The sequence below is a fragment of the Bradyrhizobium sp. CIR48 genome, assembly GCF_014198315.1.
In the GTDB taxonomy this organism is placed as follows: Bacteria; Pseudomonadota; Alphaproteobacteria; order Rhizobiales; family Xanthobacteraceae; genus Bradyrhizobium.
The window spans coordinates 1-24,473 of the sequence record NZ_JACIHG010000023.1; the positions used below are offsets into that span (position 1 = coordinate 1).

Sequence of the window (24,473 nt, forward strand, 5' to 3'; positions counted from 1 at the left end):
ACCACACGGTTTTGCCGTACGCACGGCCCGCCATTTCGCCGCAGTTTTTCCAGCCCTGTCGACGAAGCCGGAAACTTACAGACGAGACGAAGCCTGGCAGCGCCGTCGTCCGCACGAAGCCTCGGGCTCACAGGGACTACCCGCCCTGCCCGCGCCTCTCGTGCCGACGCTGCCGCGTCCACCGCAAGCCCGGCTCGCGACAGTGACGACCACATAGTCGCCCCTCTTGGGTGAGCCGGGATGGGCGACACATACGCCGAAACCGAATTTCGGTAAAGTGGAATATTTTTAGCGAGGCGGATTGACAGCGGGCGACACAGGCACGGTGCCGTAGGGTGGGCAAAGCGAAGCGTGCCCACGTATCTTTCGCGACCGAGAGAGCTCGTGAGCACGGCGCAAATGCGCCTTAGCCCACCCTACGAGAGCTCTACGGGTGCAGCCACTTCGCGCGAAAAAGCTTAATCAGCCGCCGCCTGTGCCGGGGCGATTTTCCCGATCATCGTCTCGATTTCCGTCTTCACGAGCTCCGGCACGGCGTTCTGCACCATGTGGCCGAGATCGGGCAGCACGATCAGCTTCGCATGCGGCACCATGGCCGCGAACGGGCGCGCGTGGATGTTGGTCTTCACCGTCTTGTCGGGCTCGCCGGCAACGATCGTGACCGGCACCGAGATCTCGCCATAGCGCGCGGCTTGCGCAGTCACCGCCTCCTTCAGCGTCACCAGATCATAGGCATTGGCGATGAACTCGCGCGGGCGCAGCAGCAGCGGCGTCGCGGAGTCCTGCACGAATCCATCCGGCATCATCTGCGGCAGGAACACGTTGCGCGCGCCGGGCTCGGCCAGAAAGTAGCCGAGCGGCAGGGTGATCGTGTAGGCGAGCAGCGGACCGATCACCGGCGTTGCGATGAACTCGTTGTAACGGCCGACACCGCCGCGCCAGGGATGGGTGACGGGAGCGAGCATGACGAGGCCGGCGACGCGGCCGGGATGATCGAGCGCGATCCGCGCGCCGAGCGCGCCGCTCCAGGAATGCACGACGAAGACCGCGCGATCGATGCCGAGCTTGCCAAGCGCCTCATCGATCATCCGCGCCTGGACCTGCGGCGTCGAATCCTCGCGCCGCGCGCGCGTGCTCCAGCCATGGCCGGGACGGTCGACCAGGATGACGCGATGATCTTTGGCGAGCAGGTCGCCGAGCGGGCGCCGCATCGCTTCGAGATTGGAGCTCGCGCCGTGCAGCATCACGATCGGCAGGCCTGCTTCGCGCGGACCGATATCGACGACGTGAAGCGTCGCGCCATCAACCTCGACCATCCCGCCCTGCGGCGGAAAGGCGCGCTGCACGGCGACGATTCCAGCCTGCGTGACCAGCGCCAGCAGAACCAGCGCCGTCACGACTGACATCACGATCATGGAGAGAATCCGGGTGATCCTGGGCACAGGGCAGTTACGGGCGTTATGGGCGGCAGTTTCGCTCCGCCAGCCTTCCGCGCTTGCGCCGAAACTGCCGGGGCTGTGGATATGTGCATAATTGAAGAACGTGAAAACTCAATAGAATCAACAATATTCCAGGAGGGCACGCAAGCCTCGGAACAGCTTCATGGGGCCGTCATCGCGGCCTCCATATAATCGCCATGGTCGGTTCCGCCATCTAGGCGCGGGTGGGCGCCGATCCTCCTCGCAGGCCCCGGGGCAACCTCAGGGGATGCGGGAAAGACCGGCAGGATTTGTCCTGATTTGAACCGGAGGATTTTCGATGAGCTTCAGAGCGAACGACACTGCGATCGACGAGATCGTGGCGAGCTGCAACGGCGATCTGCGCGGTGCCGTGAGAGCGCTGCTGCTGATCAACGAGCACCTGGAATCGGAGCTTGCAAAGGCTTACGCCGCAGCCGCCGATCGCGGCCTGGTCGAGCGCGGCGGCAACGCCCTGCACTAGATGCAGGCTAGTTCGTGCCGTCCTCGGCTTTTTCCTCGTCCGGCGTAGGCGCGGGACAGGCACGGATCGTCGAACGGGCAAGCTTGGCATCGGCCCTCGATTTGTAGGGACCGTCGCCGAACCAGATATCGCCGATGATGACCGGGTTGCTGGTCACGATGTTGCATTTTCCGGTGGCGCGGTTGCCGACCACCCAGAAAAGTCCATCGGCGAAGCTCACCGTCCCCGACGCGAGCAGCAAGCTACCCGCAAAGATCAAACGCTTCATGGCTTTTGCTCCTGCCATGCAGGTAGGCCTGCGGCGGCGCCGGCAATAGTGCTCACGATGCCGCGCTTCCGATCGTGGTTAATCGGCGCAGGCGGCCATCACTCGGAAGATGATCAAACTATCCGCGTCCGGATCGTGCGCTAGATATCCCGTCCCTCGACCTTCTCGGTCAACGCCTTGACCTGGTCGGGAATCTTTTCGAGATGCGGATTGACGGCGAGCGCTTTGCGATAGGCCTCGAGCGCGCGCTTCTCGTCGCCGACCTCCTGCATGATCATGCCGAGGCCAGCGAGCGCGCCGAAATGGCGCGGCTCCCGGATCAGCACCTGCTGGATATCCGCGAGCGAACGGCCATAGTCGTTCTGCATGTAATAGAGCGTGGCGCGCCGGTTCCAGGCCTCGATGTAGTCGGGCCTGAGCTTGATGACCGAATCCAAGAGCTTGATCGCGACCTCGATCTTCTTGGCGTCGACAGCAGTCTTGGCGCGGGCCATCAACAGCGCAGCGGTGTCGCTCGGGGTCTGCAGCCAGATCGCCCAGATCCGCGCCTCGACATGTTTGGCGCTGGCCTCGTCGGGCGCCGCCTTCAGCGCGCCGAACAGGAATTCGAGATTCTTGTTGCGATCGACCTTGGGCAGCTTGGCCGGCGCCTCGGGGAGCTTCTTCTGCTTGCCGGGCGGCTCAATCTGCTGTGCCAGGGCCGGGGCAAGGCCGGAGGTTCCCAGCACAAGGGCCAGACACAGGGTGCGCGCGAAGAGGAATCTCACTGCCATGGTCAAAGTCTAAACGCGCAAAGCCGCCCTTGCAAAGCAAAGGCGGCGTCAAACTCGTGTGAGACCGTGGTCTTGCGGGGCGCGCGCGGGCGTCCGGCAGGGCAATATCAGCCCTGACGAGCCTTGAAGCGGCGCTGCACCTTGTTGATCACATAGACCCGGCCCTTGCGGCGGACCAGGCGGTTGGCGCGATGGCGACCGCGCAGCGATTTCAGCGAGTTACGGACCTTCATGGCGGAATCCTGAACGTTCGAAAGGCCGTGTTCGGCACTACCGTTTCGGCACGCGCGAATGTGGCAAAATGAGATTTTTCCCGCCGGCGGACGACCGCCCGGGACGGGGCGGTTCTTAAGGCATGGCGGGAGGTGATGTCAATGTTAACTGCCTCGTTCCGAACCGGCAAATTCGTGAAAACAACCCCATGCACAGTAGAAACGGCCGGATCGGCCCGATTTATCGGCAGAGATATCAGGGTCTTTCGACGACGCCTTGCCAAATTCGTTATATCATATAATCAATTCGGCAACCCGTCGGGAGGAAACCCATGCCGAAGCTGAAGCTGCCCAATATCGACGATGTCGTCGCCATCGACATCCACACCCACGCCGAGGAGCCCTGCGGCTGCCATCCCGACGACGGCTATGACGATTTCCAGGCGCAGATGGCGGAGTATTTCAAGTCGCCGAACAAGCATCCGCCGACGGTGCCGGAGACCGCGGCCTACTACCGCTCCAAGAACATCGCCGCGGTGATCTTCCCGGTCGACGCCGAGCGCGAGACCGGCTTCCGCCGCTACAACAATTACGAGATGATCGAGGCCGCCTCCGACCATCTCGACGTTCTCATCCCCTTCGTCTCGATCGACCCGCACAAGGGCAAGCTCGGCGCGCGCGAGGCGCGCAAGCTGATCGAGGAATACGGGGTGCGCGGCTTCAAATTCCACCCGACCATGCAGGGCTTCTACGCCAACGACCGCATGGCCTATCCGCTCTACGAAGAGATCAACAATGGCGGCGCGGTCGCGCTCTTCCACACCGGCCAGACCGGCGTCGGCTCGGGCATGCCCGGCGGCATGGGCATGCGGCTGAAATATTCCAACCCGATGTACATGGACGACGTCGCGGCCGATTTCCCCGACCTCAAGATCATCCTCGCCCACCCCTCCTTCCCCTGGCAGGAAGAGGCGCTGTCGGTCGCGACCCACAAGCCGAACGTCTATATCGACCTCTCCGGCTGGTCGCCAAAATACTTCCCGCCGATCCTGGTCCGCTACATCAACTCGATCCTGCAGGACAAGATGCTGTTCGGCTCGGACTGGCCGGTGATCACGCCGGACCGCTGGCTGTCGGACTTCGCCAAGATCGAGATCCGCGACGAGATCCGGCCGAAGGTGCTGAAGGCGAACGCGCGAAAACTGCTGGGGATCTGAAGCGGGTGGGCTGACGTCGGACCGAACTCGGACAATAGCAGCGCTCTCTCCGTTCCCTCCCCCCTTGTGGGGGAGGGGCAGGGAGGGGGGTGCCACTCGGAGATTCTTTCCGTCGCGCACCCTAGCGCTGTGCATCGTCAACAGCCGGCGCCTTTTTCTGGGCTACCCCTCTCTCTAGCCCTCCCCCACAAGGGGGGAGGGAACACACCTCCGCCGGGGCGCTCGGCGGATCTTATCTCATCACGCCTTCGAAAGCGCATGAGGGCTTCGATCGAGCGACCGAAGCCCTCATGCTCAAGACCTCATACTTGCGCGAGGCCTCCATCGACGAAGACCTCGCCGCCCGTCATGAAGCTGCTGTCCGAGGACGCCAGGAACGCGGCCACCGCGCCGGTCTCGGAGGGATCGCCCACACGGCCGATCGGCGTGGCGCTGCCGAGCGCATCGAACGCTTCCTCGCCGACGATCTCCAGTGCCAGCTCCGCCTTGGACGCGGCGGGGACGTGCGCCGACTGGCTAGCTTGAATGGTTGCATCGAACACCATGCAAACTCTACTGCGTCTGCTTCCTCTTGAAACGGTTGTTTAGACAGTTGGCTGGCGAACAATATTTGCGGTGTTTTGCAAAAGCCGAACCGTCCATGGCGCAACTTCCGGTGGGACATTGTCCGCTGTCAGAGCTCATCTTGGCTGCTGGACTGTGCACCTGAGCCCTCGCTTCGACCGCAAGCACCAGCGAACACATCACAACCAAAAGAACTGCAAAAATCCTCGACATCAACCGCCCCCTCGATTCAGTATCAAGTCAGACTTTACCTAAGAATTGACTCGGAAAGAAAGCAAATCGCTCGTTGAGAGCATACGCCTTGCGCCTCGACCGCGGAACGTCTCCATCCATTTGAGCTGATGCAAGTTCAAAACGCGACTAAGCCGACAACAGCCCGACCACAAGCAACTTTCATTTTTCTCCGCCTTGGTGATTCAGCACGTCGGCTGCCGACTGCACCAGATTTTGGCTCTCTGCGGGTCCATCTGCTGAATAGCCCTTGCGTAACATCCCGTGATGGGGCCCATGCATTTCTGGTAGGTACCGTTAGATAGAGCCGCATCAGCGCGCGTGACGGCGGAGGACGAAGAGGGTCTTACTTCGCGGTGCTGCAGCTCTGGCTTTTTCTTTGCTTCAGGCGACGCTCCCTTCTTCTCGCACTCATTCTCGTCGTTCAGGACGTAGCCCTTGCGGCAGCTGATTTTCGTGCAACGGTCCCCCTCTGCGCGGTAGCCGTTCTCGCAAATCAGCGGACATATTCGCCCGCCCTTGTTTTTGACAGCGTCGAGCGCGTCGGAAGTGGCGACGCTCACATTCAGTTTCATGCCGGCGTGCTTGTTGAAGAGGTCGAGAGCTTTCTGCGAGGGCTCACCCCAAACGCCGTCTACAACGCCCACATTGCATCCCACGCGACGTAGCTCGGCTTGCAGCGCGCGAGCCGTATCGGCGCTGATCTGCTCCGTCTCGCCGGGAGGTGGTAGAGCAGCGACCTGCTGGTTCTTTTCTCGCGAGGCCTTCTCTCGAATTGCGAGTTCCCGTGCCGCATTCTCCTGGGCTGTCAGACGAGCTCTTTCAGCGGCAGCAGCCTTGTCCTGCTCGATCTGCTTGACCTTCTCAGCAGCGATGCGGGCCTCTTCAGCAGCCTTGGCAGCCGCAGCTGCTTTTTCTATCTCGAACTGTCTTGCACCTTCTGCGGCAAGTCGAACCCTCTCCTGCTCCGCAAGCCTCGCCTTTTCAGCGGCAGCTGCCCGCGCCTCTTCTGCGGCGATTTTTTTCGCGTGCGCTCTCGCAAGGTTGGCATAGAAGCCATCTGGATATTGAGACAGAAAAGCTTCCCAGCCATCGTGGGTGCCGAGTTGCAGCGCCAACTCGTAGTCCCTTCGGATCGCCGTCTGAGGATCAGCCTGCGGTCCTGTTGGTGACGGCGCCGCCACTGCCGGGACAAGCGATAGATCATCGCCTCCAAGTGAGCCGTAGAGATATGGCTCTTGCCTATTGGCGGTAGACTTCAAGACTTCGTCGCGGACGTAACCAAAAGCCTTTCGCAGATCCAGGCCCGGCTTGGTAACGTGGTGAACCATCGCCGCCGTGAACGGACTGTTCTTGCCATCGCCATCCAGCGCCGTTGAACCTGCCTTTGATGCGAAGGCAATCAGGGTGTTGGGGCTTGACGGTTCTACCTTTGCGAGGCCGCGCCCAATCGCCCTGGACGCGAGGGTCCGCTTCATCACCTTCGAGAACGGGCTGTCACGGCATGCGTCAAGAACCACCAGCCGCAACTTTTTCGCAGGCTCGATCGCTACTAACACCCGATCCAGCGACATTGCCTCGTCATAAATGTCAGTGTCACGTTCGAGGACAGCATCGATCGGGACGAGATAATTGACCCCATCAACCTCGATGCCATGACCTGCATAGTAAACGACCGCAACCTCGGCATCGCGGGATTGTTCGATAAAGTCCCGCAGCGCCCGCCTCATATCAGCTACTTTTAGGTCACGACGCAGGTCGACAAGATCGAAGCCGGCAGCCTTCAAGGTTTCCGCCACGAGTGCTGCGTCGCTGGAGGGATTGCCGAGCCGCGCGACCTTTTCATAAGCCGAGTTACCGATCACCAGCGCCACGCGACGCTCGGCATGCGCCGAACTGCAGGTCAGCCAGATGAAAAAGAATAATGAAATCCAGCGAAGAGCGCCCATTGTAGGCCCCGATCAAAGTGTGCGCAGCCTACGTCGAGCCTGATGAAAGGCAAGCATTGGCTCTGTGATGTTGATCACACTTCGATGCCATGCCTGCAGCGGCAAACTTCCGCTGTGCCTTGGTAAGCTAACGACAACGCGTACTCCCCAAGCGAAGCTCTTGTGCCCACAACGGCCCGAAAGGACACCCCATGAGCATCAAAGCCGTCGTCTTCGACGCCTACGGGACGCTCTATGACATCCAGTCGGTCGCTGACATCACCGAGGATGCGTTTCCCGGCTATGGCGAGATCATCACGCAGGTCTGGCGGATCAAGCAGCTCGAATACACCTGGCTGCGCTCGCTGATGCGGCGCTACCAGGACTTTGCCGCGATCACCCGCGACTCGCTGGCCTATACGCTGCGCGTGCTCGGGCTGGCCTATGAGAGCGAGACCTTCGAGCGGGTGATCGAGAAATATCTGCATCTCGACCTCTATCCGGACGCGACAAGCGCGCTCACCGCGCTGAAGCCGCGAAAGCTTGCCATCCTCTCCAATGGCAGCCCGGACATGCTGAATGCGCTGGTGCGCAACACCAAGCTCGACCGTCTGCTCGATGCCACCATCAGCGTCGATGCCAAGAAGATCTTCAAGCCGAGTCCGGAGGCCTACATGCTGATCGGGGAAGTGCTCGGCACCGCACCGAGCGAGACTCTGTTCGTGTCCTCCAACCCCTGGGACGTGGCGGGCGCGAAAGCGTTCGGGCTGAACGTCGCCTGGATCGAGCGGGTGACGCCGGAGGCGATGGCGCTGGCTTGCGTCGAGAACGAACTCGTGGCACCGCTGACCATGTTCAAGGCGATCCGCACCCAGATGGACGAGCTTGGCTTTGCGCCGGATCATCGTGTCCGGGCGCTCTCCGAGCTGCCAATGATTGCTTAGGCATCGCCGCCCGCCCGCAAAGTCTGACATGAGCTGCCCGGAATGAGCCTGGAATCCGTTCGCGCCTTTTTCGCCGAGAAAGCCCCCGACATCTCCGTCATCGAATCCCCGATCAGCTCGGCCACGGTGCCGCTGGCCGCCGAAGCCTATGGCGTCGAGCCCGGAATGATCGCCAAGACGCTGAGCTTGCGCGTCGGCGAGCGCGTGATCCTGATCGTGGCCGCCGGCACCTCGCGCATGGACAACAAGAAGGTCAAGGCGCAGTTTGGCGGCAAGCCGAAGATGCTGGGGCTGGAGGAGGTCGCCGACATCACCGGACACGAGGTCGGCGGCGTCTGCCCGTTCGGCTTGAAGTCACCGCTCCCGATCTATTGCGACGTCTCCCTGAAGGCATTCGACGTGGTGGTCCCGGCCGCGGGCTCGACCCACAGCGCGGTGCGCATCACGCCCGACCGCATGGCCGAGCTGACCGCCGCCGAATGGGTCGATGTCTGCGAGGTCAGGCCTTAAGGCGGCACCGGATACGATCCCTGATGCATTTGCCGATCAGGGAGGCTAGCATGGCGCCGATGACCGACGACAAGGTGAAACGACGACTGACCACCGTGCTGTGCGCTGACGTGTACGGCTATTCTCGTCTCATGGAAGCAGACGAGACCGGAACGATGGAAACGCTCCGCCGCTACCGCACCGCCATCGCGCGATTGGTCGAGCGCCGTGACGGCCGCATCGTGAATACCTGGGGCGATGCCGTGATCGCCGAGTTCGCCAGCGTCGTCGAGGCCGTGCAATGCGCGGTCGAGATTCAGCAGGAGATCTCCAGTCAGGCTGCGGACGCGCCGCAGGCGAGCCCGATGCAGTTTCGCATCGGCATCAACCTCGGCGACGTCATGGTGGACGGCTCTGACATCTATGGCGACGGGGTCAATATCGCATCACGGCTGCAAGAGCTCGCCGAGCCCGGCGGCGTCGTGATCTCGAGCTCGGTCTACGACCAGGTGCACAACAAACTGTCCGTCGGCTTCGACTGCCTCGGCCAGCGTCCCCTGAAGAACATTGCTCCCTTGACCAGCTATCGGCTGACCCTGGGCGGCCGAGCTGCTGCACAAGGGAGCTTCCCGATCGAGGAAAGCACAGCTCCCTCAGAAAGAGCGCGTGCTCCGCGGATCGGAGACAGGCGCGAGCTGTCTTCGGCGACGAATATCGTCTCGGATTGGCTCGCAAGGCTGCCCCGCCCGCTGGCAGCGGCCCTCACGGTGTCGGCCTTCCTGATCCTGATCAATCTTTTCACTGGCAACAAGATCTGGTTCCATTGGCCGGTCGCGGCCATTCTCTTCGGTGTTGTCCTGCGGATGGTGCTTGGACAACGACCTGAATCGGACAGCAAGACCGAGCGCTGAACGAGGCGGCACGACCGCATCGTCGCGCCTAAAGCGCGATGAGATCTGGATGAATCGTCATCGCGCTTTAGGTTGTTGTTTGCGCATGATCTTTCCGGAAAACCGCTTCGCGCTTTTCCGGATCATGCTTTAGCGCTGCGCAATTTTCCCGATCATGCGCTCTTCAAAGCCTAATCGTCGTAATCGTCATAGGGACGCTGCGGAGGTGGCAGCGGCGCATTGTTATAGCGCGGCGGTGCGGCGCGATTGCGTGGGACCTGCTGCGGCGGCATTTGGTTGTTGGACTGGAACACGGCGCGGCAGCCGCTCGACAGCTGCGGCGTGTTCTGCTGCAGGCAGGCGGTGATCCGGCTCACGTCCGGAATCTGGTCGCTGCAGAGACGCCAGACGTCCGGCGTACACGCCATCTGCTGTTCCATGGTGCCGCGATATTCCTGGGCGAATGCAGCGCCCTGCGCGACGATGCCGCCGACCGCGAGCGCCACACCCAGCGCAATCCGCTCTGTTCGCATGTCCCGATCCTTCTCGATTCCCATCGATTTTCATCAATCAATGAGGCAGGACCCGGTTCTGGACCAACAACAAAAAGTGAAAATGGCGCTGGAACCTACTCCACCTTGCCGATCTTCTTCACCGCCGCGATCAGCCGCTTGCTGTCGGTCGCGACGAATTGGGCGAAGGCCGGCGCGTCCTGATAGGCGACGAGGCTGCCCGAGGTTTCGAAGGCCTTGAGCACGTCGGGACTCGTCATCACCTGCGCCATCGCCTCGCGCAGGCGGGTCGCGATCGGCGCGGGAAGAGAGCTCTGCGCGAACAGCCCGGCCCAGATGTACATCTCGACGTCCTTGTAGCCGAGCTCCTGGAAGGTCGGCACATCGGGAAAGCTCGCGATGCGCTGGGCGCCGCAATTGCCGAGCACGCGCAGCTTGCCGTCGTCGACCTGCGGCTTCAGCGTCCCCGGTGCGGCCGCGATCGCCTGCACGGTCCCACCGAGGATCGCGGTGAGCGCGGGACCGGCGCCGCGGAACGGCACGTGCAGCAGCTTGATGCCGGCGCTGCTCGCGAACATCTCCATCGCCACATGCAGCGTGCCGTAAGGCCCTGACGAGCCATAGGTGATCTGACCCGGCCGCTTCCTGGCATCCTCGACGAAATCCTGCGCCGTCTTCCACGGCGCGGACGCCGGCACCGCCAGCAGCGTCGGATCGGCGAGCACGCGCGCGATCGGCATGAACTGCGAGACCTCGTAGGCGGCGGGACGGTCGAACAGCCGGTCGGCCTCGGGCAGCACCGCGAGCGAGGACAACGTCATCAGCAGCGTGTAGCCGTCGGGCTCGGCACGTGCCGCCGCGGCATTGCCAACCGAGCCGCCGCCGCCTCCGGCGCGGTTGTCGACGATGACGGCCTTGCCGAGGATCCGCTCCAGCGCCATCGCCACCGGCCGCGCCGCAAGATCGGCCTGTCCGCCGGCCGGAAACGGCACGATCATGGTGATGTTGCGGGCGGGATAGGTCTGCGCGGAGGCCGGTCCGGGTAACGCAGCGCGCAGCAACGGCAGTGCAGCAGCGGCGCGCAGGACGTCGCGTCGATCCATGGCAGGTCCCTCCCCCGAATTTTCTTGTTTCGCACCCAGCCTAGCGCCGCGATCGGCAAGAACAAGACGTTTACGAAGCGTTAGCCATGTTCGGCCGAGCCCGGAACGCATGCCTGGAGCCGCTGTTGCCCTCTTGAGGGAGTGCGTGATGCCTAACATTGGAACCATCGATGTCGCCCTGGACGAGATGCTGGTGAATCTCGCCGCGATCGTTCTGAGGCTTGCAAGGCCCGAAGTGACGCGTACGCCGGAAGCGCGCCGCGCGCTGGCGCAATCGGTCCATCAATATGCGGTTTGTGCGAAGCGTTCGAGCGACCCTCGTGTTCACGAACTGAAGTCGCAGCTGGAAGAAACGCTGAAGCCAAGCCTGCGCATCGTCGCGATCGACGGCGTGAAGGTGGCGTAGTCGAAGCCGTGGGCACGCTTCGCTTTGCCCACCCTACGATAGTTTGCACAAACGATAGATTGGCGAGATCCCGTAGGGTGGGTAAAGGCGCGCTCTTCGCGCGCCGTGCCCACGATCACTCTCCGAAATGACCGGCGATGTCGCGCATGTCCCCGCCCCAATCCAAAGGCCTCCCTGCGCGCCCGATATCGAGACACCTGTGATCTCCTCAGGCGAAGACGTGGGCACGCTTCGCTTTGCCCACGCTACGATAGTTTGCACAAACGATAGATTGGCGAGCTGCCGTAGGGTGGGCAAAGGCGCGCTCTTCGCGCGCCGTGCCCACGATCACTCTCCGAAATGACCCGCGATGTCGCGCATGTCCCCGCCCCAATCCAAAGGCCTCCCTGCGCGCGCCGATATCGAGACACCTGTGATCTCTTCAGGCAAAGACGTGGGCACGCTTCGCTTTGCCCACCCTACGATGGTTTGCGCAAACGATAGATTGGCGAGCTGCCGTAGGGTGGAAGGCGTGCTCTTCGCGCGCCGTGCCCACGATCACTCTCCGAAACGACCCGCGATGTCGCGCATGTCCCCGCCCCAATCCACGGGGGGGGTCGCCCTGCTCCACGTAACGATGAAAGCTGCTGAGGGACCAGTCGCGCACGCGCGTGACGAGCTCGTGTTTCACGGGATTGAAATGGATGTAATCAACGTGTCGCTCCAGATCTGCGTCGTCGCGAATGGTGTGCTCCCAATAGCGACGCTGCCAAATGCCCTTTTCGCGCTTCTTCAATTTGCTCATTGAAGGCGGCCCGCCCTCCAAGCCTCGCGAAAAGCCGCCCTTGATCAGATTCCACCGCGACGAAAAATCAGCATCGTCCTCCGGAAGCAACCAAACAGCATGGAGATGGTCGGGCAGGATACAAATGGCGATCGTCTCGAACGGGCGGCGCTGCTGAACTGTTCGGTAAATTCACCTGAGGCGATCAACTTGGTCCACGAGCAGCGTGCTCGAGCGGTCGGCGAGCACGACGGTGAAGAAGAACATGCTGCCTTGTGCCCGCCTATATCGAGACACTTGCGATCCCCTCAGGCGAAGCCGTGGGCACGCTTCGCTTTGCCCACCCTACGATAGCTTGCGCGAACGATAGACTAGCGAGATCTCGTAGGGTGGGCAAAGGCGCGCTGCGCGCGCCGTGCCCACCAAAGTCTATCCCGCCCTCGCACCTTTCTTCGCCCGCCGCTTGCATGTGCCCGGCAGCTTGGCCGCGAGGAAATCGCCGAGCGCTTCGACGCGGGCGGGACGGGGGCCGCCGGGGGGCGTTACCAGGTGCACGGCGCCTTCGGCCTGCTTCCAGTCCTTCAGGATCACTTCGACGGCGCCCGATGAGATCGCTTCGCCAACGATGAATTCGGGCAGTTCGGCGATGCCGAGGCCCGCGATCAGCGCCGGCATCACGGCTTCGCCGTTGTTGACGCGGAGCTGTCCACCCGGGCGCACGCTGGCCTGCTCGCCGGCGGAATTGGTGTAGTGCCAGATGTTGGGCGTCGACATATAGGCGTAGCTGAAGCACTTGTGCTCGGCCAGGTGCATCGGATGCGTCGGCCGGCCGTGCTTCTTCAGATAGGACGGCGCGGCCACGGTGAAGCGCGGCATGGTGAAGAGCCGCCGCGCGAGCAGCGAGGAGTCCGGCAGCCGCGCGATCCGCACCGCCATGTCAAAACCCTCGCCGATCAGGTCGACGGTCGCATCGCTCAAATGCAGATCGACCGAGACTTCCGGATAGGCCTCGAAAAACTCCGGCAGCAGCGGCGCCACCGCCTTGATGCCGAACGTCATGGGCACGGCGAGCCGCACCAAGCCCCGCGGCGCCACCGATTGCGCCAGCGCCTCGTTCTCCGCCGCTTCACCGTCGGCCAACAGGCGCGTCGCGCGCTCGGCGAGCTTGTGCCCGGCGTCGGTCAGCGCAAGCCGGCGCGAGGTGCGGTTGAACAGCCGGGCGCCGAGCCGCTCCTCCAGGCGGGTGACCGCCTTGGACACTGTGGCCTTGGACATAACGAGCTCGCTCGCGGCCCCCGCAAACGACCGTAACTCCACAACTTTGGCAAAGATCGCGAGCGCCTCGAAATCGGGAAGTTTTGCCATGGCGGCTATCCATCTGGATATTTATGGAAACAATGCGTTTCAACAGTTTCTATTTCTATACCACAGACGGAGGCTTATCCAAGGGGTCATCAGACATTCAGGACTGGAGAAATCCAATGACCAAGAAGCTCTCAGGCAAGGTTGCCCTCATCACCGGCGGCTCGCGCGGCATCGGCGCGGCCTCTGCCCGCGCACTCGCCGATGAAGGCGCGGATGTCGCCATCAGCTATGTGGCCTCGCCGGAAAAGGCGGAAGCCGTCGTCACCGAGTTGAAGGCCAAGGGCGTCAGGGCGCGCGCTTTCAGGGCGGACCAGGCTTCCGCCAAGGACGTCACGCAACTCGTCAACGACGTCGCCAGGGAATTCGGCCATCTCGACATCCTCGTCAACAATGCCGGCGTTGCCGCAGGCGGTGCCATCGACGACGCCAATGCCGACACGGATGCCCTCGCCCGCCAGGATCAGGTCAACGTGCACGGCGTCATCGCGGCGATCCGCGCCGCCTCGCAGCTGATGGGTGAAGGCGGCCGCATCGTCACCGTCGGCTCCATGCTGGCCGACCGTGCCTCGTTCCCGGGCCTTGCCGACTACGTCGCCACCAAGGCGGCCGTCGTCGGCTACACCAAGGGCGCGGCACGCGACCTCGGACCGCGCGGCATCACCGTGAACGTGGTGCAGCCAGGATCGATCGACACCGACATGAATCCGAAGGATGGCGGCGAGTTCGCCGAGACCCAGCGCAAGCAGCACGCGCTGCAGCGCTTCGGCCGTCCCGAGGAAGTCGCCGCCGGCATCGTCTTCCTCGCAAGCCCGGACGCCTCCTTCGTCACTGGCACGGTGCTCAACGTCGACGGCGGGTTCGGCGCCTGATCGAGGCGCCAACCACCCACACAAGGAATTACGCAGATGATCGAACTCAGACCTTTCAACAAGCTCGGCGGCGCCGACCACGGCTGGCTCAAGGCCAAGCATCACTTCTCCTTCGCTGGCCATTACGACCCGAACAACATGGGTCACGGCGCATTGCGGGTGTGGAACGACGACGAGATCGCGCCCAACACCGGCTTTCCCGCCCATCCCCACGCCAACATGGAGATCATCACCTATGTGCGCGAGGGCGCGATCACCCATCAGGACAGCCTCGGCAACGAGGGCCGCACTGAAGCAGGCGACGTGCAGGTGATGAGTGCCGGCAGCGGCATCCGCCACTCCGAGTACAATCTGGAGCCGACCCAGACGCGGATCTTCCAGATCTGGATCGAGCCGACGACGCGCGGCGGACAGCCGACCTGGGGTTCGAAGCCGTTTCCGAAAGCGGATCGCTCCGGCAAGCTCGTCACCATCGCGAGCGGGTTCGATGACGATGCGGATGCGCTGCCGATCCGCGCCGATGCGCGGGTGCTCGCCACCACGCTGAAGGCGGGCGAGAGCGCGGAGTACGCACCAGAGAAGGCGCGGCATCTCTACCTGGTGCCTGCGGCAGGTTCAGTCGAGATCAACGGCGTGCGCGTCAACGCCCGCGACGGCGCCGCGATCCGCGACGAGGACCGGCTGAAGATCACCGCGCTCGAGGACACTGAGCTCGTGCTCGTCGACGCGGCCTGACGACTCTCTCCGTCATGGCCGGGCTTGTCCCGGCCATCCACGCCTCAAACAACCATTCAAACTCATCCCCCAACGGAGACCACCATGACCAAAGTTCTCGTCCTCTATTATTCCGCCTATGGCCATATCGAGGCGATGGCCAACGCCGTCGCCGAGGGCGCGCGCGAGGCCGGCGCCACCGTCGACATCAAGCGCGTGCCGGAGCTCGTGCCGGCCGAGGTCGCCAAAGCCTCCTATTACAAGGTCGATCAGGCCGCCCCTGTCGCTCAGATCAACGATCTCGCCAATTACGACGCAATCATCGTCGGCACCGGCACCCGCTTCGGCCGCATGGCCTCGCAGATGGCGAACTTCCTCGATCAGGCCGGCGGGCTCTGGGCCAAGGGCGCGCTGCACGGCAAGGTCGGCGGCGCCTTCACATCGACTGCGACCCAGCATGGCGGCCAGGAGACGACGCTGTTCTCGATCATCACCAACCTCTTGCATTTCGGCATGGTCGTGGTCGGCATGAACTACGGCTTCGCCGGCCAGATGAAGCTCGACGAAGTCACCGGCGGCGCACCCTACGGCGCCACCACGATCACCGGCGGCGACGGCAGCCGCCAGCCCAGCGCCAACGAGCTCGCCGGCGCGCGCTATCAGGGCCGCCAGATCGCGGAGACCGCCAAGAAGCTCCATGGCTAAGCTCCATGGCTAGCCACACGGCTGATGCGACGGGCGGCATTCTCTTTCGGGAATGCCGCCTCAGCTCCGCTCGGTCTTCTTCCTGACGAGCTCGCGGCCGATCGGCCGCGCCGGTTCGCTCCGCAGCACCAGCGAGGTCGTCACAGTGCCGAAACCGGCAATGCGATCCACGATCGTCTCCAGGTCTTCCGGCGCCGGAACCAGCACTTTCAGCACGAAGCAGTCATCGCCGGTCACGCGATGGACCTCGATGATGTACGGAATCTCGCTGAATCTCTTCAGGCAGGTCTTGATGTGCTCATGCGACGTGCGCAGGCGCACCAGCGCCATCAGGCCCAGCCCGAGCGCACGCGGGTTGATCCGAGCACCGTAGCCTTCGATGATGCCGGCTTCCTCCAGCCGCTTGACGCGCTCGGAGACGGCCGGCTGGGACAGGCCGACGGAACGGCCAAGCTCGGACAACGGCACGCGCGCATTGGCCTGCAGCGTCTCGAGGATCTTCAGGTCCTTGGCGTCGATGCTTCCGAAACGATCCAAGAAAATTCTCCATTCCGCCTTGAGATCATCGGCAGATGATCGATTCCGCCGATGACTTGCCATGTCACGCAGCATCGTGACCGGCCACACTGCGCCTCCATCTCAGATATCACGGGACGATCATGCACGACATCATCACCTTGCCCGGCCTCGGCGGCTCCGGCGAAACCCATTGGCAGACCCTCTGGGAGCGCAGTGATGCCCGCTTCAATCGATTTCAGCCGACGAGCTGGGACCAGCCCGAGCTCGACGACTGGGAGCAATCGCTGGAGCGAGCGGTCAGGCGCTGCGCGAAGCCGCCGGTGCTGGTGGCCCACAGCCTCGCCTGCCTGCTGGTGGCGCACTGGGCCGCCAGCTTCCCATCCGCGATTGCGGGCGCGTTTCTGGTCGCGGTCCCCGATCCTGACGGCACCAGCTTTCCCGGCGAGGCCGCCGCGTTCAAGCCGGTCCCCGACCGCGCGCTGCGCTTCCCTTCGCTCATCATCGCCAGCACGAACGATCCCTATGGCAGCCTCGAGGTGACACAGCGACGCGCACGCGCCTGGCAGTCCGGCCTGATCGTGCCGGGCGCACTCGGCCACATCAATGGGTCGAGCGGGCTCGGCGACTGGCCGCAGGGTCGCGCATTGCTGGATGCCTTCTGCGCGGGCCTTCCGACGTAACGGGCGAGTAGACAGCCTGTGTCAGCGCATCTTGCGTATCGCCCGCGCCGCGAGGGCGGCGGCCGCGGGATAGCGGCGCAGGCCCTGCGCGGCGTGGTCGCGCCATGCGAAAGGAGCGCCGCGCCAGGTCAGCGCGACGCTGACGTCGGTCAGCGGCACCCGCTCGGCGCCGAAGCGCCGCTTGTAGTCCTGATTGCCGATGCTGAGGTCGAAACGGCGCACGCCCGCCGCATGCATCGCGGCCATCGTGCGCTCGGCGACGAGCAGGCCCGGCGAGCAGCTCGACCATGAGTCGCCGCCGTGGCTGATGCGCAGCAGGTAATAAGTCGCGCCTTGCCTGATGCCGAATGACGTGCCGATGACAGCTTCATCGCAGACCAGTGCCGCAACGACGGCATAGCCTTCTGCAATGCCCTGGCGGGCAACCTCGCGGTAGAACCGCGCATGCGCGTCGTCATTGAGGACGAACCGCGAGCCGAGCTGGCGCATGCGCGCCTGCTGCTGGACATCCATCACGTCCAGCAGCCCATGCGCGCGCGCAACGTCGGCGGCGATCTCGAACCGCGCGCCTTGGTGCCGGCTGAAGACGCGCCAGCAGCGCGGCATCTGCATGCGCTTGATCGAGGCTTGATAGTTCTCATAGTCGTCGCCCATCAGCACGACATTGCCGTTCAGCGATGAGGATCCGATCCGCCCGAACGCCACCAGCGGATTCGGCTTGCCACCGACATGGGCCGGCATCTTCTTCAGGCGGAGCAGGTCGAAGCGGTCCGGCAAGGCGCGCAACGCCACCACCAGCGCCCCGCTGATCGCATGCGCCGCCGCCGCGTCCAACGCGGCATCGCTCGCCAGGATCGGCGCGTTGTTGTCGGAGACGCCGAGATCGGCGAATTCGACGATGCGGATGCCGCGCCTGATGTGGCTGATCATCGGCACCATGGCGATGTCCTTGCCGGTGGCGGCATCCGAGATCATCGCGATCAGCGGCGCAAAATCGTGAAACGCCTCATACCACGCATCGAGCCAGTAACCATGCTGGAAAGCGGTGCGATGCCCGGCGCTCAGACGCGACGCGGCCTGCCGCCAGTCGCGCACGAAATCGACAGCGATGTTCGACGTACTGGACACGAGGCCATCTGGTTGCTCGACGCTGAGGAACGTCATCTGCGGGGCATACGATTATTGAATGTTTCGAGATAGATTATGTTTTGTCGCGCACCACAAGAGACCTAGCCGCTTAATCGTTAAGCCGATGCCACCATCGCCCCGACTGCGACAAGCTGTCAGCGCTCCGGTTCCATCTGCTCGACGCATTGGAACCTGGCGAGGAAATGCAGGCCGGCCACCGCGAGCGCGAACATGAACCAGATCGGATTCTGCCGTTCGAGCAGGAAGGTCTCGGTCGCGCCGTAATACAGGCCGAACAGCCATACGGTCAGGAACAGCTTTGCCAGTGCGCCACTGCGGTTGTGTGTCTGGGCTGACTGGAAATTACGGAGGGGGGCGAGCACGAACACGAGAATCACGAGCAGCAGCCCCGGCAGACCGATGGTGACCGCGAGGTCGAGATAGCTGTTGTGACTGTGCGCCGCCGACGTCGCCCATTCGGCGCCCTGGGCGGTCTGCCGCGCCGTGACATCATCCCAGAAGGCCGCATAGCCGTGACCGATGACCGGCTTCTCGGCGACGGCCGCGAGCGCGAACTCCCAGATCGCGGATCGGCCGGTGAAGGTCGGATCAAGGGGAAGCAGCCGCGTCATCGCTCCCAGCGCCGGGCTCAAGACACTGCCGACCGTCAAAAGGTTCATCACGATCAGCGGCACGAAGCAGATGATCCGCTTCAGCCACAGGCTCGGCGTCACGTAGACCAGCGACGCGAGCGCATAGATCGCAAGGCACAGCACCGACGAGGTCTTGCCGCCGGTGAAGATCAGGAAGATGCCGGCCAGCGCGGCGATCGCCGGTCCCATCACGAACGAGCCGACGGCGGTCAGGTAGATGCCGACATAGACCAGGATGGTCATCACGGGTGAGGCGATGTTCTTGTGGCCAAAACTGCCGCGCCAGTCGCCGGCAAGCTGCGGCTCGCCAATATCAAGCCCGGTGTGGATCGAATATTGCGGCGCGAGGATGACGCCGAGATAGCAGAGCGCGAGCAGCACCAGCGCGGCAGCGCCCAGGCACAGGTTGAAGCTGCGCTGCGTCGGCGGCAGCAATGGCAGCAGGACGGCGAGCGACGTCACGCTGGCGGCGAGCACGAAGCGCTGGATCGAAACGCCGCGGCTTTCAGAGAGGACAATGTTGATCACCAGCCAGCCCACGAGGCAGAGGTGAAGCGGCGTCACCAGAGTCTTCAGCGCGGGCGCATCGGTGGTGGCGACGAGCAGCACAGCGACCGCAGCGAGCAGTCCCCAGGAAACATAGGCCAGCGCCATTCGTCCGCCGACGACGGTGGTGACATCGGGATTGCGCAGGTCCGGGAACGGATCGAGCGTCACCAGCACCAGCAGCAGCGAGGCGACGGCGACGAGGCAGCGCGCCGCCTGCACGGCATTGAGCTCCGCCAGGCCGTCGCGCAGGACGCGGCCCAACGATCGGGCCTCGAGGTCAGTCATGTCGGCGGCGCTGCGGTCCATACTGCGGTCCACGGCTCAAGACACTTGGTGACGCCGGTGAAGTTCGAGGTCCTGGCTCAAGCCCATTGAGCGTCCGTCACCAGGCCTTTCGGAAGTCTGCGCCACCGGCTGCCGCACGATGCTCCGCGCAATCTCGTAATATTGCAGCGCCCGTTGCTCCAGCGTGAGACTGTCCAGGATATAGCCGCGCGGATCGAACGCGCCCGCGGCACACCCTTCCCAGAAATTGTCCCACCCCGCCTCGAATCCCGCGACGTCGACGAATTTGGCCCCGCAGCGCTCATCCCAATACGGCACCGACGACACGGGCGCGAACTGCACGCGGTGCGGATAGTAATCGGGGTCTCGCCACGGGCCGCCCGGATCCCAGGCGAATACCGGCACGCCGCAAGACAAGGCCTGCTGATAGGCGATGCCCTGGCTCTCGTTCTGACACAGGAAGATCATCGCGCGCGAGGCCGCCAGCGCCGCCTGATAATCTTCTTCCTTGTAGCTGCCATAACGCAGCTCCGTGAACGAGCGGCCCTCTTTTCGCAGACGGGCGCGGACGGGTTCGATCAACTCCGGCGCATAGCGCTCGCGGTCCCAGTGGACCTTGTCGTAGATCAGCACGTCGACCGCCTTCTGCGAGGCGTGCGACGGCACCCAGAGATCGGTATCGATACCGACCGGCCAGGCCTCCGTCTCGGGCCAATACGGCCGGTACATGTCGACGTACCAGGGCCCGGGCACCACGACCTTCTTCACCGGCAGGCGCTTGAACAGATCGAGGTCGTCCAGCGGATGATTATGGGCGGCGACGCCGAGCAGGATCGGATTCTTCCACGCGAATTTGTCGAGCAGGAAGGTGCGGCCGACGATGCAGGCGAGCTCGTCGGGATGCCGCGCGATGTAGCCGTAATCGTTGACGCGGTAGCGGATGCCGAGCCGATCGAGCCCCGCACAGAGATTGAGGAACACGCGAAGCTGACCGCTCATGCGCGGCTCGCCGAGCAGCAACCGGCGCGCCATGCGTCGCAGATGCCGGTCGCCGGGAAACCAGCGATCGTCCTTGTCCTCATAGAAGAGGTTGAGGATCATCGCATCTGGGTCGTGTTCGAATGTCTTTGCGGGCACTGGATTCCATCCGCGGCAGCCGGATGCGCATTCTCGCATGGGACCGGCGGTCGCACTCTTCCAAATTTGCCACAGGCTTAATGCCAGCGGCTTAACGCTAATTGACGAAACCAGCGCCACACACGGCTTCACGGCAACGATCTGGCTGTAATGCGAGTATCATTCGCGGGGCCTGCCCACGTTGCGATCGATCGCATCATCCATTCAGCGCACGCGTCCTGGTTAACAGACTCTTAAAGGCGAGCCGTGGCTCAGATCACCGCCGAAGACGTCCTCGATTTGCCGGCCACCAGACGCGTCGTTCCGGCGGCACGCCAGCCGCTGCCGTCGAGCTCGACCTGGTCGGTGTCCGTCGTCATTCCCGCCAAGAACGTTGCGGCCTATGTCGGCGAAACCCTCACCAGCGCACTGGCGCAGGGCGAGGTGGGCGAAGTCATCGTCGTGGACGACGGCTCGACCGACAACACCGCCGCCATCGTCCGCGGCATTCGCGATCCGCGGCTGCACCTGATCACGAATGATTCCGCCGGTGTGTCGGCAGCGCGCAATCTCGGTGCGCGATATGCCCGCGGCGACTGGCTGCTCTTCCTCGATGCCGATGACCGCCTTCGCTCTGGCGCAGTGGCGGCGCTGCTGGAGGCGGTACGCGCGGCTCCGCGGGCGGTGCTCGTCTATGGCGATTACAACACGATCGACAGCGAAGGACATCAGATCGGCCGGCGCGGCCTGCTGAAGGGGCGCCGGAAGCCGTCCGGCGACGTGCTGACGCGGCTCGCCGCCGGCAATTTCATCGTCAATGGCGGCATCGCGCTCGCGCGCGCGGAAGCTTTCCGGGCCATCGGCGGCTTTGATACGTCCTTGAGATATTGCGAGGACTGGCATTGCTGGTGCCGCCTGGCGGCGATCGGCGAGTTCGAATTCGCGCCAAAACTGCTGCTCGATTATCGCCTGCACACCGCCAACACCATGAACGCCGCGGTGCGGACGCCCAAGGATTTCTTCCCTGCCATCGCGCGGGTATTCGACGACGGGCTGATCCTGGCACGTCTGCCCGAGGGCACGGCGGCCGGACTGCGCCTCGCCGCCGAACTTCATCTCATCACCTACTCGGCGATGCAGGCGGTCCGTTTCGGCCGATATCGCCAGGCTTTTGGCTATCTTGGAATGGTCGGCCGCCGCTCGCTCAAGGCGTTGCCGCGCGCCGCGGCCAGGACTGCCCTCGCCCGCTTCGGCATCTGATCGTCACGACACGATCTTCGAGGCCTCGTAGGGCTTCGGCTCGATCCCGAACGCGGCGAGCATCGAGCCGAACGCGACCATCACGGGGTGCATCGCGACGACGGCCTTCGACGACGTCAGCAGACCTGCGGACCGAACCAGCGAGAGCGGCAACCGTCCGAGCATCTGTACGAACACCCGCGCCCGCGCCGCCGCGCTCTGCGCGGCCTTGTACTGCACGCGATAATTGATCGCGCCGATGCGCAGGCCACGCTTGGCGATCCAGCCGAGGCTGGTGCGGCTTTGCGGCACGGTCTCGGTGATGACGGCCTCCGCCGTCCAGTGGAAGATCATGCCGGCATCACGGCACCGCACGAAGAAATCGCAATCGCCGCCGCCGAGGAAATTGAAGCGCAGGTCGAAGGCGGGACGGTCGAACCGCTCGAAGGCCGCGCGCGTGATCAGACAATTGCCGCAGCCATAGATCAGCGGCACCGCGCCGGAATAGTCGTAGGCGGGACAGAAGGCGGGATGACGCGACAGCCACGGCTTGCTGTCGTCGTCGAACACCGGCAGCACCGGCCCGCCGACCACGTCGGCGCCGGTCGCCTCCGCGGTGCGGACCATCAGTTCGAGCCAGTCGCTTGACGCGATCTCGTCGTCGTCGATCATCAGGAAGCGGGTTGCGGCAGGAAACAGTGCCTGCGCCGTCTCGAACGCAGCATTGATCGCCTGGCAATTGCCCTGCCGCTTCTCGACGAGGCAGACGCCCTGCAGCCTGCCGGCGGCCAGAAACTCCGCGGCAACCGGCGCGCTCTCGCGCTGCGCGGCATCGTTCTCGACCATGACGACGGCAAATGAACGCGGGGTCCGCTGGTTCGCCAGCGACTCCAGCGTCAACCGCAGATGCTGCGGACGGCGGAAGCAGGGAATGCAGACGACGATACCGACCGACAGGTCGATGACCGCGGAGCTCGCCACGATCTCCCGGTTGGGATCGCGCACGGCATCCGCGATACGCGTGGCAGACAGGTCTGTCGGGATCAATGTCATGCCGTTCTAGATGTCCGAGATATATTGAAAAAGCCCTGCTTCATTCGTACGTCCCGCGACGGCACATCGTCGCGGGACAGATGCGTCCCAAAACGAACGGCCAGTTGATGGCGCGTGCCTGCGCCTCACGCCAGTCTCCCGGCCGTCCCAAGACAACATCATGCGTTTAACCGCTTTCGCCTGTTTCTCCCGCGAAATCATGCGCACGTGGTACTGCAATTCGCGGTCCACGCGCCGACGAAGACCCAACATGAACAATGCCGTAGTTAATGCGCATGCGCATTAACCCGACCGTAAGCACTGCGACCGGTGAGACGGCGCGGCATCAGATTTGCTCTTCGGGCTCGCGATATTTTTCCTGTAAATTTGAATAGAACAAGCGCGGTCAGAAAATATGAACAAGCCAGCCACGATCGATTTTGCGACAGCCACGGCGATCCGGATCCCCGCGGCCGCGGCCCCCGTCCAGGCACTTCACGATCTCGTCCCGGGCGAAGCGCGCGACAGCCTGCTCGCCGTTCACGACGTGCTGCGGCGCGAACTGCCGCAAGGCCAGCTCGCCATCTATGAAGCCGGCGGCGGCTCGTGCAGCGTCCTGCCGCCGGAATTGCCTGGACGCAGCAAGGTCACCGTCGTCGACATCGACGAGGACCAAGTCCGCAACAACACCTACGCGGACGAGGCTATCCTCGGCGACGTGCAGACCTACCGCTTCGAGCGCGAGACCTTCGATCTCGTGATCTGCTACAACGTGATCGAGCATCTGCCCCACGTCGACGCCGCGCTCCTGAACTTCCGCGATGCGCTCAAGCGCGGCGGCCTGATCCTGATCGGCGCGCCCAATCCCCGCTCGCTCTCCGGCGTCGTCACCAAATATTCGCCGCACTGGTTTCACGTCTGGTTCTACCGGCACATCCGCGGCATCAAGGATGCCGGCATGCCCGGTGAGCCACCGTTCCCGACCTTCTTCCATCCGCTGGTGACGCTGCCCCGGCTCGAAGCCTTCGCGGCCGCCAACGGCCTTGAGATGATCTACCGCCGCGAGGTCGAGAGTCCGCGCTATCCCGAGATGCGCCGGAGCAAGCCGCTGTTCGCGGCGCTCGTGGACGCCGGCGCCGCCGTGTTGAATACCATGCTTTCGCGCGGGACCGACGTCCGTCGCGGCGACTATCACGTCATCCTGCGGAAGAGCTGACGATCATGGCGCGCGCGCGGCCCATTGCGGAACAAGCGGAGCCTCGCAGCCATGCCGCGCGCGGTAACGAACCGTTAATCTCCAGGGAGCCCCGGCATCGCTGGCGTCACGAGGACGCACTGCGGAGTGGCATGCGCTTAAACGCTTTGTTTGCCATTTCGG

25 protein-coding genes and 2 pseudogenes are annotated in these 24,473 nt (G+C 63.7%); 12 read left to right on the plus strand and 15 right to left on the minus strand.

What is annotated here, in order from left to right:
* Positions 1-458: 458 nt before the first annotated feature.
* Positions 459-1,415, minus strand: a complete 957-nt coding sequence (locus GGD66_RS40325) for an alpha/beta fold hydrolase (protein ID WP_183262118.1) — start codon at positions 1,413-1,415, stop codon at positions 459-461.
* Between the two features lie 343 nt (positions 1,416-1,758).
* Here GGD66_RS40325 and GGD66_RS40330 point away from each other — a divergent pair, with 343 nt between their 5' ends.
* The gene (locus GGD66_RS40330; RefSeq protein WP_183262119.1) at positions 1,759-1,941 is read left to right on the plus strand and encodes a hypothetical protein; all 183 of its coding nucleotides are present in this window, start codon (positions 1,759-1,761) and stop codon (positions 1,939-1,941) included.
* Positions 1,942-1,948: 7 nt separating this feature from the next.
* On the opposite strand, the gene GGD66_RS40335 is transcribed toward GGD66_RS40330, so the two are convergent.
* The 3 genes from GGD66_RS40335 to ykgO form a co-directional block, all read right to left on the minus strand.
* Positions 1,949-2,209: a hypothetical protein gene (locus tag GGD66_RS40335; RefSeq protein ID WP_183262121.1), complete on the minus strand. Its 261-nt coding sequence runs from the start codon at positions 2,207-2,209 to the stop codon at positions 1,949-1,951.
* A 140-nt stretch (positions 2,210-2,349) separates the two neighbouring features.
* Positions 2,350-2,982, minus strand: coding sequence for a tetratricopeptide repeat protein (locus GGD66_RS40340; RefSeq protein ID WP_026202572.1), 633 nt, complete (start codon positions 2,980-2,982; stop codon positions 2,350-2,352).
* A gap of 107 nt (positions 2,983-3,089) precedes the next feature.
* Positions 3,090-3,215 carry a type B 50S ribosomal protein L36 gene (ykgO, locus tag GGD66_RS40345; protein WP_006611362.1) on the minus strand — a complete coding sequence of 42 codons (126 nt, stop codon included), beginning with the start codon at positions 3,213-3,215 and terminating at the stop codon, positions 3,090-3,092.
* A 311-nt stretch (positions 3,216-3,526) separates the two neighbouring features.
* Between ykgO and GGD66_RS40350 the strand changes: the two genes are divergently transcribed.
* Complete coding sequence (locus GGD66_RS40350; protein WP_018321552.1) at positions 3,527-4,411, plus strand: 4-hydroxyphenyl-beta-ketoacyl-CoA hydrolase; 885 nt, start codon at positions 3,527-3,529, stop codon at positions 4,409-4,411.
* Positions 4,412-4,713: 302 nt separating this feature from the next.
* Here the strand turns inward: GGD66_RS40350 and GGD66_RS41915 are convergent.
* Together GGD66_RS41915 and GGD66_RS40360 are read right to left on the minus strand one after the other, a co-directional pair.
* Positions 4,714-4,911: pseudogene (locus GGD66_RS41915) on the minus strand (SDR family oxidoreductase); the annotation flags it as partial.
* A 480-nt stretch (positions 4,912-5,391) separates the two neighbouring features.
* Positions 5,392-7,155, minus strand: a complete 1,764-nt coding sequence (locus tag GGD66_RS40360) for a caspase family protein (RefSeq protein WP_183262123.1) — start codon at positions 7,153-7,155, stop codon at positions 5,392-5,394.
* Positions 7,156-7,346: 191 nt separating this feature from the next.
* Between GGD66_RS40360 and GGD66_RS40365 the strand changes: the two genes are divergently transcribed.
* The 3 genes from GGD66_RS40365 to GGD66_RS40375 are packed head-to-tail and all read left to right on the plus strand — an operon-like array spanning position 7,347 to position 9,478.
* Positions 7,347-8,078 carry a haloacid dehalogenase type II gene (locus GGD66_RS40365; protein WP_183262125.1) on the plus strand — a complete coding sequence of 244 codons (732 nt, stop codon included), beginning with the start codon at positions 7,347-7,349 and terminating at the stop codon, positions 8,076-8,078.
* Between the two features lie 42 nt (positions 8,079-8,120).
* Positions 8,121-8,588 (plus strand): YbaK/EbsC family protein, encoded by a 468-nt coding sequence (locus GGD66_RS40370; protein WP_018321547.1) that lies wholly within the window; start codon positions 8,121-8,123, stop codon positions 8,586-8,588.
* A 59-nt stretch (positions 8,589-8,647) separates the two neighbouring features.
* Positions 8,648-9,478, plus strand: coding sequence for an adenylate/guanylate cyclase domain-containing protein (locus GGD66_RS40375; RefSeq protein ID WP_183262169.1), 831 nt, complete (start codon positions 8,648-8,650; stop codon positions 9,476-9,478).
* Positions 9,479-9,648: 170 nt separating this feature from the next.
* Here the strand turns inward: GGD66_RS40375 and GGD66_RS40380 are convergent, their stop codons facing one another.
* Both GGD66_RS40380 and GGD66_RS40385 read right to left on the minus strand, forming a co-directional pair.
* Positions 9,649-9,990 carry a hypothetical protein gene (locus tag GGD66_RS40380; protein ID WP_049815046.1) on the minus strand — a complete coding sequence of 114 codons (342 nt, stop codon included), beginning with the start codon at positions 9,988-9,990 and terminating at the stop codon, positions 9,649-9,651.
* Between the two features lie 95 nt (positions 9,991-10,085).
* Entirely contained in the window at positions 10,086-11,072 is a 987-nt protein-coding gene (locus GGD66_RS40385; RefSeq protein ID WP_183262126.1) for a tripartite tricarboxylate transporter substrate binding protein, read from the minus strand.
* Positions 11,073-11,220: 148 nt separating this feature from the next.
* On the opposite strand from GGD66_RS40385, the gene GGD66_RS40390 reads away from it, so the two are divergent.
* Positions 11,221-11,478, plus strand: a complete 258-nt coding sequence (locus GGD66_RS40390; protein WP_018321542.1) for a hypothetical protein — start codon at positions 11,221-11,223, stop codon at positions 11,476-11,478.
* A 537-nt stretch (positions 11,479-12,015) separates the two neighbouring features.
* On the opposite strand, the pseudogene GGD66_RS40395 reads toward GGD66_RS40390, so the two are convergent.
* Together GGD66_RS40395 and GGD66_RS40400 are read right to left on the minus strand one after the other, a co-directional pair.
* A pseudogene (locus tag GGD66_RS40395) lies at positions 12,016-12,538 on the minus strand (REP-associated tyrosine transposase).
* A 132-nt stretch (positions 12,539-12,670) separates the two neighbouring features.
* Entirely contained in the window at positions 12,671-13,606 is a 936-nt protein-coding gene (locus GGD66_RS40400) for a LysR family transcriptional regulator (RefSeq protein ID WP_183262128.1), read from the minus strand.
* Between the two features lie 116 nt (positions 13,607-13,722).
* Here GGD66_RS40400 and GGD66_RS40405 point away from each other — a divergent pair, with 116 nt between their 5' ends.
* From GGD66_RS40405 to wrbA, 3 genes are all read left to right on the plus strand, one after another.
* Positions 13,723-14,475: an SDR family NAD(P)-dependent oxidoreductase gene (locus GGD66_RS40405; RefSeq protein WP_183262131.1), complete on the plus strand. Its 753-nt coding sequence runs from the start codon at positions 13,723-13,725 to the stop codon at positions 14,473-14,475.
* Between the two features lie 36 nt (positions 14,476-14,511).
* Entirely contained in the window at positions 14,512-15,210 is a 699-nt protein-coding gene (locus GGD66_RS40410; protein WP_179731691.1) for a pirin family protein, read from the plus strand.
* 84 nt (positions 15,211-15,294) lie between these two features.
* Entirely contained in the window at positions 15,295-15,894 is a 600-nt protein-coding gene (gene wrbA / locus GGD66_RS40415) for an NAD(P)H:quinone oxidoreductase (protein ID WP_183262133.1), read from the plus strand.
* Positions 15,895-15,954: 60 nt separating this feature from the next.
* Here wrbA and GGD66_RS40420 read toward each other — a convergent pair whose 3' ends face one another.
* A complete protein-coding gene (locus tag GGD66_RS40420; protein WP_183262135.1) occupies positions 15,955-16,431 on the minus strand; it encodes an Lrp/AsnC family transcriptional regulator in 477 nt (158 codons plus the stop codon).
* A 122-nt stretch (positions 16,432-16,553) separates the two neighbouring features.
* Between GGD66_RS40420 and GGD66_RS40425 the strand changes: the two genes are divergently transcribed.
* Complete coding sequence (locus tag GGD66_RS40425; RefSeq protein ID WP_183262137.1) at positions 16,554-17,093, plus strand: alpha/beta hydrolase; 540 nt, start codon at positions 16,554-16,556, stop codon at positions 17,091-17,093.
* A 21-nt stretch (positions 17,094-17,114) separates the two neighbouring features.
* Here the strand turns inward: GGD66_RS40425 and GGD66_RS40430 are convergent, their stop codons facing one another.
* The 3 genes from GGD66_RS40430 to GGD66_RS40440 form a co-directional block, all read right to left on the minus strand.
* Positions 17,115-18,257 (minus strand): GNAT family N-acetyltransferase, encoded by a 1,143-nt coding sequence (locus GGD66_RS40430; protein ID WP_183262139.1) that lies wholly within the window; start codon positions 18,255-18,257, stop codon positions 17,115-17,117.
* A 119-nt stretch (positions 18,258-18,376) separates the two neighbouring features.
* Entirely contained in the window at positions 18,377-19,729 is a 1,353-nt protein-coding gene (locus GGD66_RS40435) for an O-antigen ligase (protein ID WP_143109040.1), read from the minus strand.
* 15 nt (positions 19,730-19,744) lie between these two features.
* The gene (locus GGD66_RS40440) at positions 19,745-20,845 is read right to left on the minus strand and encodes a glycosyltransferase (RefSeq protein ID WP_092255349.1); all 1,101 of its coding nucleotides are present in this window, start codon (positions 20,843-20,845) and stop codon (positions 19,745-19,747) included.
* A gap of 246 nt (positions 20,846-21,091) precedes the next feature.
* On the opposite strand from GGD66_RS40440, the gene GGD66_RS40445 reads away from it, so the two are divergent.
* The gene (locus GGD66_RS40445) at positions 21,092-22,084 is read left to right on the plus strand and encodes a glycosyltransferase (protein WP_177237066.1); all 993 of its coding nucleotides are present in this window, start codon (positions 21,092-21,094) and stop codon (positions 22,082-22,084) included.
* Positions 22,085-22,087: 3 nt separating this feature from the next.
* Here GGD66_RS40445 and GGD66_RS40450 read toward each other — a convergent pair whose 3' ends face one another.
* Positions 22,088-23,116: a glycosyltransferase family 2 protein gene (locus tag GGD66_RS40450; RefSeq protein WP_092255352.1), complete on the minus strand. Its 1,029-nt coding sequence runs from the start codon at positions 23,114-23,116 to the stop codon at positions 22,088-22,090.
* 394 nt (positions 23,117-23,510) lie between these two features.
* Between GGD66_RS40450 and GGD66_RS40455 the strand changes: the two genes are divergently transcribed.
* Complete coding sequence (locus GGD66_RS40455; protein WP_183262142.1) at positions 23,511-24,311, plus strand: bifunctional 2-polyprenyl-6-hydroxyphenol methylase/3-demethylubiquinol 3-O-methyltransferase UbiG; 801 nt, start codon at positions 23,511-23,513, stop codon at positions 24,309-24,311.
* Positions 24,312-24,473: the final 162 nt, after the last annotated feature.